Consider the following 12343-nt stretch of genomic DNA (forward strand, 5'->3'; position numbering starts at 1 on the left):
TGCCGCCTCCAGCGCGCGCGCCGCGGCCGGCGAACGGGCGGCCAGCACCTGGAGCCGCGCGCGGAGCAACTCGGCCGCATCCTGCCATACCCAGCGCCGCAGCGCCGGCGCGCCCATGGTCGCCGTATCCGGGAACCCCGGCGTCGGCTCGAACTCCACCCACCCCACCCCGGGGAAGAACACCTCCACCCAGGCATGGGCGTCGCTGTTGCGGACTTCGTACAACCCGGTCAGCGGGTTGAGCGTCCCCGGAGCGTATCCGGTGACCAACCGGGCCGGGATCTCCGCGGCCCGCAGCAGCACGACCATCGCGCTCGCAAACTGCTCGCAGTAGCCCCGCCGCTCCTCAAACAGGAAGTGGTCCACCGCGTCGCCGGGCCGTCGCTGCGGGGGTATGGTCAGGTCGTACCGGTACTCGGCCCACAGGTGACGGTTGATTGCGATGACACGGTCGTAGGTCGTGGGCTGATCTGCTACCAGCCGGCGGGCCAGGTCGTGCACCCGCTCCGGGATCGGCGGCAGTACCATGTAGCGCTCCCGCAGGTCGGCGGGTACCTCGCCCTGAGCGCCGCGCAGACGCCCAGGGTCGGGGATCAGTGCCCGCGATACCACCGAGTAAACCGTGCCGGCCCTGAGCGTGGACGACAACCTGATCGCGCCGTACCGGTCGAGGTAGACCCGGGCGGTGGACAGGTAGAGACTCTCCGCCACCGGCGCGGCAAAGACCACGTTGGGCTGCTCCGCCTCAATGAAGAACGACTGCGTGACCCGAATCGGCCGCGCGCCGTAGCGGAGGACCTCGTCCTGCCGGTGGCCCAGGTTGATCGGCGGGAAGCTGCCCTCTGCCTCGTGTACACGGTTGTCGCCGATCTTCCACCCGGCTCCGGTGTAGGTGTCGAACACCAGCGCCCGCCAGTTGAACTGGTGGGTGGACCGCACACGCATGACCACGGTGTCGTCGAGCCGACCGCGCAGGCGCAGATCAACGGTGGTGCCGAAGCCGAAGTACCCGCGTGGGTTCCAGAGCCGCTGCGCGCCGCTGTCATCGCCCCCATCCGGGTAGGCCGGGTTGAAGATCCGGCCGGCAAAGAAATCCAGCAGCAGGCGCTGGGGCGAGAACGGCAGCGTGACCAGGCGCATCCCCTCGTAGCGCGGGGTGAGCGCGAAAACCACGCCGGCCACCAACAGCACCACTATCAGCAGGTGGTTGGCCGCCGGCATCATCCCCCAGAGCCGTGGACCGGTTCCCGATCCAGAAACCATTCGCGCCGGCCTGCCGGGCGCTCCGCCGGGGGGCGAGGCGGCCTCCACCGCGGCCTGCCAGGCGTTGTGCACCAACACCTGGACCGCGGCCAGGGCATACGGCACAAGGTAGAACAGGTAGGTCAGGTCCCGGCCGAACGCCGCGGCCACCGCCATGAGGATCACCGACGAAAGCAGGCTGAACAGCAGGTCGCGCCTCGCCGGCACATCGAACGAGTGCAGCGTCTGCAGCCAGAGCAGCAGCACCGTGAGCGGTACGCTTGTGTGGAAGGGATCGGCGTAGACGTCGCGCAGGAACTGCCAGCCCACCTGCAGGCACAGCGCGGCCAGAATCAGCTTGACCCACCAGTTGCGCTTCCCGCGGCGCCAGTGGGAGAACGCGAACCCGGCGGCGACCAGGACCGGGACTATCAGGCGGTGCTCCAGGAAGTCGTCGTGGGCGGTCACCGCCATGATGCTCACGACCACCGAGGCCATGGTCCACAACCGGAGCGGCACCGAGTGCTCTGGCGCACCGGTGTCCACGAGGCGGCGCCAACCTACCACGCCTGCACCGTCCCATCCTCCAAGCAGACGAGGACTGAGGCAGGTCCGCCGGGCCACGATCCGCTACCGGAAAGAGCGGTCACGACAATCAGGTGGCGGCCGGACGCGGCCAGTTGCGGGAGCACCTCTGCCACCGGCGGCGCGCAGGGAGCCACGCCGGCCAGCCAGTCCATCGCCGCCTCGCGGCCGCGGTGCTGAACTACCCCCTCCTCCCATCCGGCCAGCACGACGTCCGCCTCCCGGTCGAGTGCCGCCTGGAAGAGCGAGGCCGCCGCGCGCACGACGGCGTCCAGTTGCTCCGCGCTCTGCCGGCGATCGAGGTCAACGACGATCGCGGCGCCGGGCGTCACCGGCCGCTCGAACTCACGGACGACCAGGGCCCCGCGCCGCGCCGAAGATCTCCAGTGGATGTGGGCAGGATTGTCACCCCGCCTGTAGTCCCGCACGCCGTAGAGGTCCTCGGCCTGCCGCGTACGCGCGCCCGAGGACCCACCTTCGAGTACCGGGATCAGGTGCGCCATCACCCCTGAGGGCACCGGTCGGGTCCGCGGCCAGATCGTGACCCCTCCGGAGACGCTGACCCCTCCGGAGGCGCCGCCCCGGCCGGTGGACGGAACCTTGCGGCGCGCCGCGAACAGGCCCAGCGGCCCCCGGGACGCCACCGTCACCGCGTCGAGCGCGAACCGACCGCGGCCGGGCGGCACAACCGTCAGGTCAACCGTGAGCCGGATGCCGGGGATTACATGCGGTAGCAGGGCCCGCGCCCGCGCGCCCGACCATCCACCCTCAACAACGAGGAACCGGCCGCCCCGGGCGGATTCCAGCGTGATCTCAACCGGCAGGGGAACGCCCTCTACCCCCCGGGCCGGAGTCCGCTGCTCAATGCTCAGCCGGCGCAGAGGAACATGCGCCGTGGCCGCGCCGACGAAGAGCAGCGAGACCAGCAGGGCGTCGAGAACGAAGAGGAGCCCGGAGGCCAGGTTGGTCGCAAGCAGAAAGACCGCGCCCGCCAGCAGCAGCGTGGCGGTGCCCTCACGCGTCGGCACGAGGCGCCTCGAAGACCGGCACCGGCGTCTGCGCCAGGATCTCCACGATCACGGCCTCAGCCGAGGATGCCGGTCCGGCCTGTGATCGAAGAACCATCCGGTGGGCCATCAGTGGGACCGCCAGCGCCTTCACATCGTCGGGGGTGACGAACGAGCGGCCGGCCAGCGCAGCCCGCGCCTGCGCTGCGCGCACCAGGGCCAAGCCGCCGCGAGGGCTGCAGCCGAGCGCAACCGAAGGGTGGTCCCGGGTTGCGCCGGTAACCGCCAGCACGTACTCGCGCACCGCCGGGCTGACCACGATCGCCGCCGCGGCTTCTTGCATAGCCAGCACCTCGGAAGGCGCCACCACCGGCGTGACCGTCTCGATGGGATGGTGCCCGGCGTGACCGGCCAGCATCGCGCGCTCCGCCTCCAGCGGGGGGTATCCCAGCGATGTGGCCATCGCGAAGCGGTCGAGCTGGCCTTCCGGCAGAGGATAGGTCCCGTGATGCTCGGTCGGATTGAGCGTGGCGATCAAGAAGAACGGGTGCGGCAGCCGCCGCGCCTGGCCGTCGGCCGTGACCTGCCCCTCGTCCATCGGCTCCAGGAAGGACGACTGCGTGCGCGGCGTGGCGCGGTTCAGTTCGTCCACCAGGACCACGTTGGCGAAGATCGGGCCGGGCACGAACCGGGTCTCGAAGGTGCGTGGGTCAATGATCGAGGTACCGAGCACATCAGAGGGCAGCAGGTCCGGAGTGCACTGGATGCGCGTGAACTCCCCGCCGATCGAACGGGCCAGGGCCCGGGCCAGCATGGTCTTGCCCACGCCGGGCACGTCGCGCAACAGCACGTGCCCACGGGAGAGCAGGGCCACCAGCACCAGGTCAATGACCGCGTCTTTGCCCAGGATGACGCGGCCGATGCTCTCGCGCAGCCGGGCGATCTGGTCAGCGAGCATCGGGGGCCACCCTGACCAGTGTCAACATATATGTCACCTGTATCACCGCTGGCGCCAGGTCCAGACATTGTGCACCACGAAGTTCAGCAACCCGCCGAGGCCGATGGCGATGAGGTTCGAGAGCATCGGTATCAGCCCGACGTGCGTCAGCCCCCAGAGGAACCCCAGGTAGATCAGGTAGCCCAACCAGGTGGCCATATAGTACCTGCCCATCCGCTGCAAGAAGGAGGACAAGGCCCCTTCCTTGCGGTCGGCCCAAGTGTAGGCATTGTTCAGCAGGAAGTTGGTAAACGTCGAAACCAGACCCGCTGCAACGCCCGCCTGCATGTAGTGAACGCCCAGCCGTTGCGTGAGCAACCAGAACACGACCATGTTGACGGCCACGCCGCTGGCGCCCACGAGTAGGAACTTCCACAGCCGCGAGTCCGCGGGGCTGGCCGTGACGAGAACCGCAATGTGGCGAAACAGGTCGAGCCCCTGCCGGAGCGTCGCCTTGGTCTCTCCTGCGCCGCGCGCCTCGAAGACGTAGGGGACCTCGGCCACGCGCCGGTACCGGCCGCGCGCCAGGATCTCCAGCAGGATCTTGAACCCTACCGGTTGGAGCGTTACCCCCTCCACCACGCTCCGGCGCACCACGAAGCAGCCCGAGAGGGGATCGCTGCTACGCCGCGCGGCGCCGAGCAGCGCCCAGGCGAGCAGCCGTGTGGCCTGCGAGACCAGCCGCCGCCAGGGCGACAGCCCGGGCCGGGCCGCGCCGGGCAGGTAGCGCGAGGCCACGGCCAGGTCGGCGTGCTCCTCCTCCAGGTGGCGCATCAGGGCCGCCAACACCTCGGGGGGGTGCTGAAGGTCGGCGTCCAGCACCCCGAGCACCTCGCCACGGCCGATGCGAAACCCCGCCACCACCGCGCCGGCCAGGCCGTCTCCCCGCTCGCGGTGATGCACCGTGATCCTGGGGTCCGCCCGCGCTGCCTCGGCCAGCACCGCGTCCGTCCCGTCGGTGCTGTCGTCCACGAAGACCAGTTCATGGTCAACGGATCCCAGCGCGGTCCGCAGCGCAACCAGGAGGCGCGGGATGTTCTCCCGCTCGTTGCGGGTGGGAATGACAACCGACAGGCCTGGGGGTTGGGGCATCATCATTGTGACAGCAGCGTTGCAAGCTTGAGCAAGGCCTCCTGCACCGTGTCACCCGGAAGCGTGCAGATCCACTCCGCCTCCCGGGCCTTCCAGTCCAGGCTCTTCGCCTGGTCGGAAAGGATCACACCTTGGATTGGAAGCCCCTCAGGGATCTGAACCTCGAACGGGTACCCCTTCACTTGGCTGGTGATGGGGCACAGGATGGCCAAACCAACCTTGCCATTGTACGCGCCAGGCGACATCACCAGCGCCGGCCGTCGCCCCGCCTGTTCGCGCCCCGTCCGCGGATTCATGGAAACCCAGACCACGTCTCCTCGATCCGGTACCTTGGCCATGGCCTACCAGGCCTCGTTCCCTTGCGAAGGGCCGGTGTCCACTTCGCGATGCAAATTGCTCTTCCGGACGCCGCGCAGCAGTTCATCCAGACTGGGCGGAGTTGGGACAGCCGGCTCAACGATGAGCCTTCCTCGATGCAGCCGAAGCACAACGGGAGAGTCGTCCTCCAAGCCGACGTCGGCGGCAAAGGCCTTGGGAATTCGCACTGCAAGGCTGTTGCCCCATCGCTGAACGCGCGTCTTCATTGGGTCCTCCTTCAGCGGACTATACAATGAGTATACCACGCGTGCGGTTCATGAGTCAGCAATCCGCGCCATCACGCCTCGTCGCGATGCGTGATCCCGACGACCGCGGCCAGCCCTCGGACGAACTCGTCGAGGTCGCCCGTCGGCAGACGTCCGAGCCTGCGGCGGATGACTTGACGGGAAATCGTCGTAATCTTGGCCCGTACTACCGACGGATGAAGCAGCCCCGACGCCTCCCATCCCTGCACCAGATGGTCTTCCGGCCTCCGGGGTGCCTCGATGCGGCTCGTTATCATTGCTACGATGCAGTCGGCGCACCCGGCATGGTACTCGCGGGTGCTGATGACGAGCGCAGGCCGAAGGTGCTCGCCGCGTGCATCCGTGAACGGGAAGGGCACAGGTCGCCAGCAGCGTCCTCATCCCTGAAGCGGATCCAGGCGTCTGCTCCGCAGATACAACCACATCCCCACTGCGGCAAACGCCTCGGCCGCCACCACGGCCCAGGCCATCCCCCTCCCCCCAAACGAAGGCGCGAGCCAGATCGCCAGCGCCAGATTGAGCAACCCTGCCCCGATGACGATCCGGGTGAAGGGCCGATCCAGCCCGAGCGGGAGCATCCACTGGATGCCCAGGACGTTGCTGGCCGCGGCCAGGGGTGGGACCAGTGCCAGCACGCGCAGCACCGCGACCGCGGGCTCGAACCCCGGGCCCAAGAGCAGGCGAACCAAGACCGGCGCCCCCAGGAAGGCCGCGACCCCCAGCAGCACTCCGCCCAGTCCCATCGCGGCCAACCCCAACCGGACCATCCGGAGCGCCTCGGTGCGCGCGTGGTCGGCCAGGCGGCTGACGCGCGGGTAGAGCGCCTGACCTGCCGGACCCAGCAGCCCAATTATGGCCCTGCCGATCTTCTCCGCGCCCGCGTAGTAGCCCACAACCTGGGGCGGCGCGAACAGGCCCAGGATGAAAGCGTTGCCGGCTGTGTAGAGGCCTGCCGATGCGCGGAAGACGAACATGCTCCAGCCCATGCGCAGCGCGTCCTGGGTCGCCTGCCAGGCGGGCCACCGGATCGGCGCCTCGCGGCGGATCATGAACCACCCGCCGCAGAAGGCCAGGAAGCCCGCGGCCGCCTGCAGCAACAGCACCAGGGCCGCATCCTCCGGCGCGCGCACCAGAACGAAGATGCCCACGGTCGCCAGGGCTCTTGTCCCGGTGTCGAGCAGCGCGGCCTGCCGCATCCGCTCCATCCCCACCAGGTACCATCCGAACGAGGAACCCTGGGCGATCCCCCAGAGGTACGCGCCCCAGAGCAGCCCGGGATGCTCTCCCAGAACCGGCAGCCGAGCCGCCAGCATGAGTGGAATCGGGAGGATGAGCACCGCCAGCAGCGCCCGCGCACCCAGCACCCCTGCTGCGAGATCTGCCAGCCGGGCACGATCGCCCCTGGAACGGGCGACCTCGCGTGTGGCCGACAGGTGAAAGCCGTACTCCACCATATGCGTGATGTAGATGCCCAAGGCCAGAGCCATCGCCAGACGGCCCCAGCCGGCCGGCCCCAGCACGCGGGCAAGGTACGGCACGGTGACGAGCGGCAGCAAGTAGTTGGCCAGGTGTGCCCAGTACAGCACCAGCGCGTTCTGGGCCAGACTGTGCCGCAGGAGGCCGCGGAGCTCGTTCAGCGCGTCCCCTCCGGGGGAGACCCAGGAACCCGGGGCGATCGTGTGGCGATGAGCCGCAGGTAGCCGAGTATGGTCCTGGCCGCGGGCATCTTGCTGCGGCCGGCCTTGCGGTCGTAGCGCAGGTCGAGCGGCACCTCAACGATGCGCGGCCGGAAGACCGCGAGCTTGACCAGCAGTTCGGTCATCACCACGAACCCGGCCGACTCGATCAGGCGCGGCCCGTAAGCCGCCAGCGCCTGCCCCAGCAACTCGGCGCGGTAGGCGCGGTACCCGCACGAGTAGTCGCGGACCCCGTGTAGCCCGAAGCGCAGGCGGAGCAGCCATCCCACCCCGGCGCTGAGAAGTGCGCGGTGCGGTGGAACTCCGGCCTGAACCGCGCCGTGGACGTAGCGTGACGCGATGACCACGTCGGCCCCGCCGCGCAGCGCCTCGAGCATCGCCGGGATCTGCTCGGGCGAGTGTGTGTTGTCGGCATCCATGGTGACGATGACGCCCGCTGGCCCATCCGGCGCCGCCTCGCGGCAGGCGTGCTCCAGGCCGGTGCGGATCGCGGCGGCCAGGCCACGGTTTCGTCGATGAACCAGCACGGTCAGGGGGATGCGGCCCGCGAAGCCCTGCGCGAGCTCGCCGGTCCCGTCGGTGCTGCCGTCGTCCACCACGACGACACGCACGGCCGCCATGTCCGCAAGCCGCCTGCCGAGGGCCTCGATTGCTTCCAGCAGCGGCGGCAGCCCGGCGGCCTCGTTGTAGGCGGGGAGCACGATCCAGACGGCCACTCCTGCCGGGTTCGTCTCGCCGGAGCCGATTCCTGCGCCGTACGCGGTGCCTTGGCGCCGCGTCGCCCCTGAACCTCAACTCCGTCCCGGACGTTTTATTATGTACTTGAATTTATGGAAATCTGAGTTAGAATGCATAATGTGACCTTCAATCCTCTCCAGAAACGGGAGATCTTTCACCTGGCGTTCCTGCGGGCGCTCGCTCGCTCGGTGCCTCTGTCGGCCTTTGTCGTGAAAGGCGGGGGCAATCTTCGCTTCTTCTTCGGAAGCATCCGCTACTCCGAAGACATGGACCTCGATGCGGCCGGCATCGAGGTCCACGTGCTGCGCGACAAGGTCATGGCGATCCTCACCTCCTCCGCACTGGCCGATACCCTGCGGACCTTCGGGATCGAGCGCATCGAGCCTCCGGCCATCTCGCGCGCCAAGCAGACCGAAACGGTGCAGCGATTCAAGGTGCACCTCATCACGTCTGCAGGGGAAGACCTGTCTACCAAAGTTGAGTTCTCAAGACGCGGGTTGGACTCGCCGCTCCGATCGGAAGCCATCTCGGCCTCGGTGCTTGCAGCCTACCGCATGACTCCCCTGATCGCGCCCCACTACACGGCGCCTGCGGCGGTCCGCCAGAAGATTCGGGCCCTGGCCTCCAGGCATCATGTGCAAGGGAGGGATATCTTCGACCTCTACATGCTGAGCACGCACCCAGAAATCGCGAACGTCAATCTCGCTGATGGCATCCCACGATCAATGGCCCAAGTCGCCCGGGAGAGAATCTTCGCGGTGGGCTACGAACAATACCGGGACACCGTCGTGGCCTTCCTCGGGCCCGAGGATCGAGCCGCGCATGATTCGAGTCAGATCTGGGACGAGATCCGACTTCGCGCGGTCGCCCTTCTTGAGCAGAGGGCTCAGGATGACCGGTAGGATCTCCGTCCCACAGGCCATCCAGGCCATCGGCCGACCGGTGTTCACGACCCGGGAGGTCGCGGCAGTTCGCGGGGGTTCGGTCTCGGCCACGAGCCAGGCGCTGAGGCGGATGGAACGGCAGGGCCTGCTCGTCAGTCCGGCGCGGGGCATCTGGTGCGTCCCGACCGATCCGCGGTTCACGCCTCTTGCGCTGGTGCCCTACCTGGCCGGCGGCCACCAGGCGTATGTCTCCTTCTTCTCTGCCCTGCATCTTCACGGGCTCATCGAGCAGATCCCGCAGGTCGTCTATGTCGCCACGACCGGGCACCCCAGGATCAGAAGGACACCGGCGGGATCCTACTCCTTCCATCGCATCCATCCGCGCTTCTTCGCCGGCTTCGACTGGTACCGCGGCCGGCAGGAGTTCCTCATTGCCGGCCCCGAGAAGGCGCTGGTGGATTGCCTGTACCTATCGAGCAGGAGGGGGAGGCGCTTCGCGCACTTTCCGGAGATCGGTTTCGGCGAGAAGTTCAGCTTTCGCCGCGCCGCTGAGTGGGTGGAGCAGATTCCCTACAGGAACATCCGTGAATATGCCTCGGCACGTCTGGAGGCGCTCAGACGGAGAAGTCGGGAGAGGTCCCGTGGTCTCCCAAGAAGCGACGATTGACGGTTCTGCCCAGGCGCGTGCCCCCGAGCCCCTTGCATACCCGATGGGAATACCTTACGATATACCTTAAGGTGATCCGTATGCGATATGTTCCCGTAGAGGAAGCCCGGAAGAAGCTAGGCGCGCTCCTCCGTCAGGCGCGGGCGGGTGAAACCGTCGTGCTCGGCCGCCGTGGCGCCGACCAGGCCGTCCTGCTGTCCGCCGAGGAGTACGAGCGGCTCCGCCGGGTCGAGGAAGATGCGGCGCGGGCTCGGCTGGAGGCAGCCCTGACCGCCATTGCCGCGGATGTCCGGCGGGCTCGGCTGGCTCCGCGCGTTGTCGAAGAGGCCGTCCGCGCAGCCCGTCGGCGGTGAGGATTGTCCTCGACACCAACACACTGGTCTCGGCCATCGGCTGGGATGGCCCTCCGCGGCGCGTCCTTCTGGCGACCGTTGCGGGCAGGCACCACCTGATCACCACGCCCGACCTCCTGAACGAACTGGTCGCAGTGCTCCGCTACCGTAAGCTACAGCCTGTCGCAGCGCATCCCCTGCTGCCGGCGGTGCTGGCCTGGCTCCACCGTCCGGAGCACATCGTCCTGCCGTCGGCGCGCCTGCGCATCATCGCCGACGATCCCGCCGACAACATGGTGCTGGAAGCCGCGATGGCCGGTGGGGCCGATGTCATCGTCTCCGGCGACCGGCACCTCCTGGCGCTACGCGAGTTCCAGGGGATCCGTATCCTCACCTCCCGGCAGTTCGTGGGGCGGTACGCTCGCAGCGAGGAAGAGGGCTAGCCCGAGACATCACGCTGCCGTGGACCACCTGCCCGCTCGATCAAGGCGAAGTGCCGGTCTCCCGCATGCCAGATCTCGCAGTCCCGGGCGCGGGCGAGACCCGCGGCGGCGCACGCCTCCCACGAGGCGTCGAGCAGCTCCATTGCCCGAATCCGTTCGACGGCCGCGGCATGGGCCGGAAGACGCTCATCCAACCCGGCCGGCAGTTCCACCACGACAGGCGACGCCGTCACAACAAGGCCCTCGGCCAGCGCGGCAGCGTGCCTCACCGCCCGGCGCGCATGGCATCGAGCTGCCGTCGCGTGAGGCGAATGTTCACCCGGCCCGCCATCGCGGCTAGCTCCGCGAGCTTGCGGCGCCGGACGGCTTCTCGAAGCGCCATCTCAATGGTCTCCCGCTTCGTGCGGGCGCCCGTCAGCCGCCGTGCCTCGGCAAGCAGCGCGTCGTCAATCGTCACCATCATGCGCGGCATGTCATACACCTCCCGATACACCTGGCTATACACCAGGCCGCGGCGGAACGGAACACGGAAGCCATCTCGCCTAGCCTCATCGGAACCGGTCACATACCCTCATTCTTGCCGGAGAGCAGCGCCACCCCCTCGGATGGGAACCGTTCATCGAAGGTGTAGACAGCCGGCACTCCCAGCGACCGGGCTGCTGCCCAGATCATCGCGTCCCCGAACGAGATCCGCCCTGACGCGCGGCACATGATCAGTCCGAGCAGAACGTATTCCGCCTCGGCGCCCAGCACCATGATGTTTCGTCGCTGGATCAGGGCTACGAGAGCGTCAACAACCGCTTCCCGCGGCATGCCGTAGACGCTGGTGAGGACGTACGCGGACTCGACGATTCCGACGTCGGTAACGCCCAGCACCAGGTTGCTGTCAATGAGACCGCGCGCGCGCCCCGCCTGTTCTGCGGGCTGACCGGTCAGGTAGCGTACGATGAACGATGCGTCCAGTACCCCGCTGGGACCCGTCATGGCGATCGCCGTGTCTGCCTACGGCGCGACGGGGTCCGCTCCTTGTCCTTCGCGGCCGCCTCCCACGCCGCGCGCTTGACCTCCGACCACGCCCGTGTAGCCGCACCCCGACTGAGGTGGCTGGAGAGCACCCCGAAAAGCGACTCGCTGTGAGCAGGTGGGACGAAGCGGATCTCCACGCGGTCGCCAACAAGCGTCTGGATCGCAACGGCCCCGGGCCGGATCCCCAACCGATTGCGGATCTCCCTCTCAATGACAACCTGACCCTTGGTTCCCACGAGTGTCGGCATGGTATCCCTCCCGGGAGGAGTATAACATATCCGCTGAAGTCATACGATCAAACTCTATGACCGCATCCGACACTTCGGCGCAATCAGAGCCAGTCGATCCTCACAAGTTGCGCGGCTGACCGGAACTCGGGATCACCTGTGACAAGCACCGCATCTTCCCTGATCGCGGTGGCCACGGCAAAGGCATCGGCATACGCGATGGGAAACCGGGCCTTGATCCTGGCGGCATCGAGCACATCGTCGAAGGAGTTGGACACGGCCCGGATCGGCAGAGTCTCGATCCGGCGAAGGACCTCGTCCGCCTGTTCCAGAGACCGCCCCCGCGCCGTGATGCAGTACACTTCACCGATGTTGATCTCGTTCATCAGGAGAGGCTCCTCTGCGGCGGCGCGCAGGAGCCGCCGCACCTTTTCGAACCCCTGTTCTCTGTTGAGGAAGGCCAGTAGCGCGAAGGAATCGAGCACCCAGCGTTGCGCCGCGGGCATTGTCCCGTCTCCTCTCTTCGATCAGAACCTCGGTCAGGGGAGGACCGCCCTGGAGCATGCCGCAGGCGGCCTCGATCGGATCGTCGGGAACCGGCTCGATCACCACCCTGCGGCCGCCGGCCGGGGTCACCAGGACCATGCTCCCAGGCCGGAGCCCGATCTTCTCGCGCAGATGGGCCGGGATCACCACCTGCCCCTTAGGCGAGGATTTAACGACGGCCATGATCGTTCTCCTGTTCTGGAGATCGTTAAACAACCTACCAAGTAGTTTAACGCC

Annotated in this window: 18 protein-coding genes and 1 pseudogene; 4 read left to right on the plus strand and 15 right to left on the minus strand. The window is 67.8% G+C overall.

The features are described from left to right. From RDU83_07940 to RDU83_07980, 9 genes are all read right to left on the minus strand, one after another. The coding region (locus tag RDU83_07940; GenBank protein ID MDQ7840942.1) for a transglutaminaseTgpA domain-containing protein at positions 1-1809 on the minus strand (1809 nt) is incomplete at its 3' end. Beyond that, positions 1803-2855 (minus strand): DUF58 domain-containing protein, encoded by a 1053-nt coding sequence (locus RDU83_07945; protein MDQ7840943.1) that lies wholly within the window; start codon positions 2853-2855, stop codon positions 1803-1805. The genes RDU83_07940 and RDU83_07945, both read right to left, overlap by 7 nt. Beyond that, entirely contained in the window at positions 2842-3792 is a 951-nt protein-coding gene (locus RDU83_07950; GenBank protein ID MDQ7840944.1) for a MoxR family ATPase, read from the minus strand. The genes RDU83_07945 and RDU83_07950 overlap by 14 nt, the downstream gene beginning before the upstream one ends. A gap of 42 nt (positions 3793-3834) precedes the next feature. Then, positions 3835-4929 (minus strand): glycosyltransferase, encoded by a 1095-nt coding sequence (locus RDU83_07955; protein MDQ7840945.1) that lies wholly within the window; start codon positions 4927-4929, stop codon positions 3835-3837. Further along, complete coding sequence (locus RDU83_07960; GenBank protein MDQ7840946.1) at positions 4926-5261, minus strand: type II toxin-antitoxin system PemK/MazF family toxin; 336 nt, start codon at positions 5259-5261, stop codon at positions 4926-4928. Before RDU83_07960 ends, RDU83_07955 begins: the two co-directional genes overlap by 4 nt. A gap of 3 nt (positions 5262-5264) precedes the next feature. Continuing rightward, positions 5265-5507 carry an AbrB/MazE/SpoVT family DNA-binding domain-containing protein gene (locus tag RDU83_07965; GenBank protein ID MDQ7840947.1) on the minus strand — a complete coding sequence of 81 codons (243 nt, stop codon included), beginning with the start codon at positions 5505-5507 and terminating at the stop codon, positions 5265-5267. A gap of 71 nt (positions 5508-5578) precedes the next feature. After that, the gene (locus RDU83_07970; GenBank protein ID MDQ7840948.1) at positions 5579-5905 is read right to left on the minus strand and encodes a type II toxin-antitoxin system PemK/MazF family toxin; all 327 of its coding nucleotides are present in this window, start codon (positions 5903-5905) and stop codon (positions 5579-5581) included. Positions 5906-5923: 18 nt separating this feature from the next. After that, the gene (locus RDU83_07975) at positions 5924-7222 is read right to left on the minus strand and encodes an oligosaccharide flippase family protein (GenBank protein MDQ7840949.1); all 1299 of its coding nucleotides are present in this window, start codon (positions 7220-7222) and stop codon (positions 5924-5926) included. Continuing rightward, positions 7180-7959: a glycosyltransferase gene (locus RDU83_07980; protein ID MDQ7840950.1), complete on the minus strand. Its 780-nt coding sequence runs from the start codon at positions 7957-7959 to the stop codon at positions 7180-7182. The genes RDU83_07975 and RDU83_07980 overlap by 43 nt, the downstream gene beginning before the upstream one ends. Before the next feature lie 132 nt (positions 7960-8091). Between RDU83_07980 and RDU83_07985 the strand changes: the two genes are divergently transcribed. The 4 genes from RDU83_07985 (at position 8092) to RDU83_08000 (ending at position 10307) form a co-directional block, all read left to right on the plus strand. Continuing rightward, on the plus strand, positions 8092-8883 hold the full coding sequence (locus RDU83_07985; GenBank protein ID MDQ7840951.1) for a nucleotidyl transferase AbiEii/AbiGii toxin family protein: 792 nt from the start codon (positions 8092-8094) through the stop codon (positions 8881-8883). Continuing rightward, complete coding sequence (locus RDU83_07990; protein ID MDQ7840952.1) at positions 8873-9532, plus strand: type IV toxin-antitoxin system AbiEi family antitoxin domain-containing protein; 660 nt, start codon at positions 8873-8875, stop codon at positions 9530-9532. The genes RDU83_07985 and RDU83_07990 overlap by 11 nt, the downstream gene beginning before the upstream one ends. A gap of 80 nt (positions 9533-9612) precedes the next feature. Then, on the plus strand, positions 9613-9885 hold the full coding sequence (locus RDU83_07995) for a type II toxin-antitoxin system Phd/YefM family antitoxin (protein ID MDQ7840953.1): 273 nt from the start codon (positions 9613-9615) through the stop codon (positions 9883-9885). Further along, the gene (locus tag RDU83_08000) at positions 9882-10307 is read left to right on the plus strand and encodes a putative toxin-antitoxin system toxin component, PIN family (GenBank protein MDQ7840954.1); all 426 of its coding nucleotides are present in this window, start codon (positions 9882-9884) and stop codon (positions 10305-10307) included. Before RDU83_07995 ends, RDU83_08000 begins: the two co-directional genes overlap by 4 nt. Here the strand turns inward: RDU83_08000 and RDU83_08005 are convergent. The 6 genes and pseudogenes from RDU83_08005 to RDU83_08030 form a co-directional block, all read right to left on the minus strand. Continuing rightward, complete coding sequence (locus RDU83_08005) at positions 10304-10576, minus strand: hypothetical protein (protein MDQ7840955.1); 273 nt, start codon at positions 10574-10576, stop codon at positions 10304-10306. The genes RDU83_08000 and RDU83_08005 overlap by 4 nt on opposite strands. Further along, positions 10573-10779 (minus strand): type II toxin-antitoxin system VapB family antitoxin, encoded by a 207-nt coding sequence (locus RDU83_08010; GenBank protein MDQ7840956.1) that lies wholly within the window; start codon positions 10777-10779, stop codon positions 10573-10575. The genes RDU83_08005 and RDU83_08010 overlap by 4 nt, the downstream gene beginning before the upstream one ends. 89 nt (positions 10780-10868) lie before the next feature. After that, positions 10869-11291 carry a PIN domain-containing protein gene (locus tag RDU83_08015; GenBank protein MDQ7840957.1) on the minus strand — a complete coding sequence of 141 codons (423 nt, stop codon included), beginning with the start codon at positions 11289-11291 and terminating at the stop codon, positions 10869-10871. Then, on the minus strand, positions 11288-11581 hold the full coding sequence (locus RDU83_08020) for an AbrB/MazE/SpoVT family DNA-binding domain-containing protein (GenBank protein MDQ7840958.1): 294 nt from the start codon (positions 11579-11581) through the stop codon (positions 11288-11290). Before RDU83_08020 ends, RDU83_08015 begins: the two co-directional genes overlap by 4 nt. A gap of 83 nt (positions 11582-11664) precedes the next feature. Further along, a complete protein-coding gene (locus RDU83_08025) occupies positions 11665-12066 on the minus strand; it encodes a type II toxin-antitoxin system VapC family toxin (protein ID MDQ7840959.1) in 402 nt (133 codons plus the stop codon). Positions 12067-12160: 94 nt separating this feature from the next. Then, a pseudogene (locus RDU83_08030) lies at positions 12161-12289 on the minus strand (AbrB/MazE/SpoVT family DNA-binding domain-containing protein). Positions 12290-12343 lie beyond the last annotated feature (54 nt).

It is taken from the genome of bacterium, from assembly GCA_031082185.1.
GTDB lineage: Bacteria > Sysuimicrobiota > Sysuimicrobiia > Sysuimicrobiales > Humicultoraceae > VGFA01.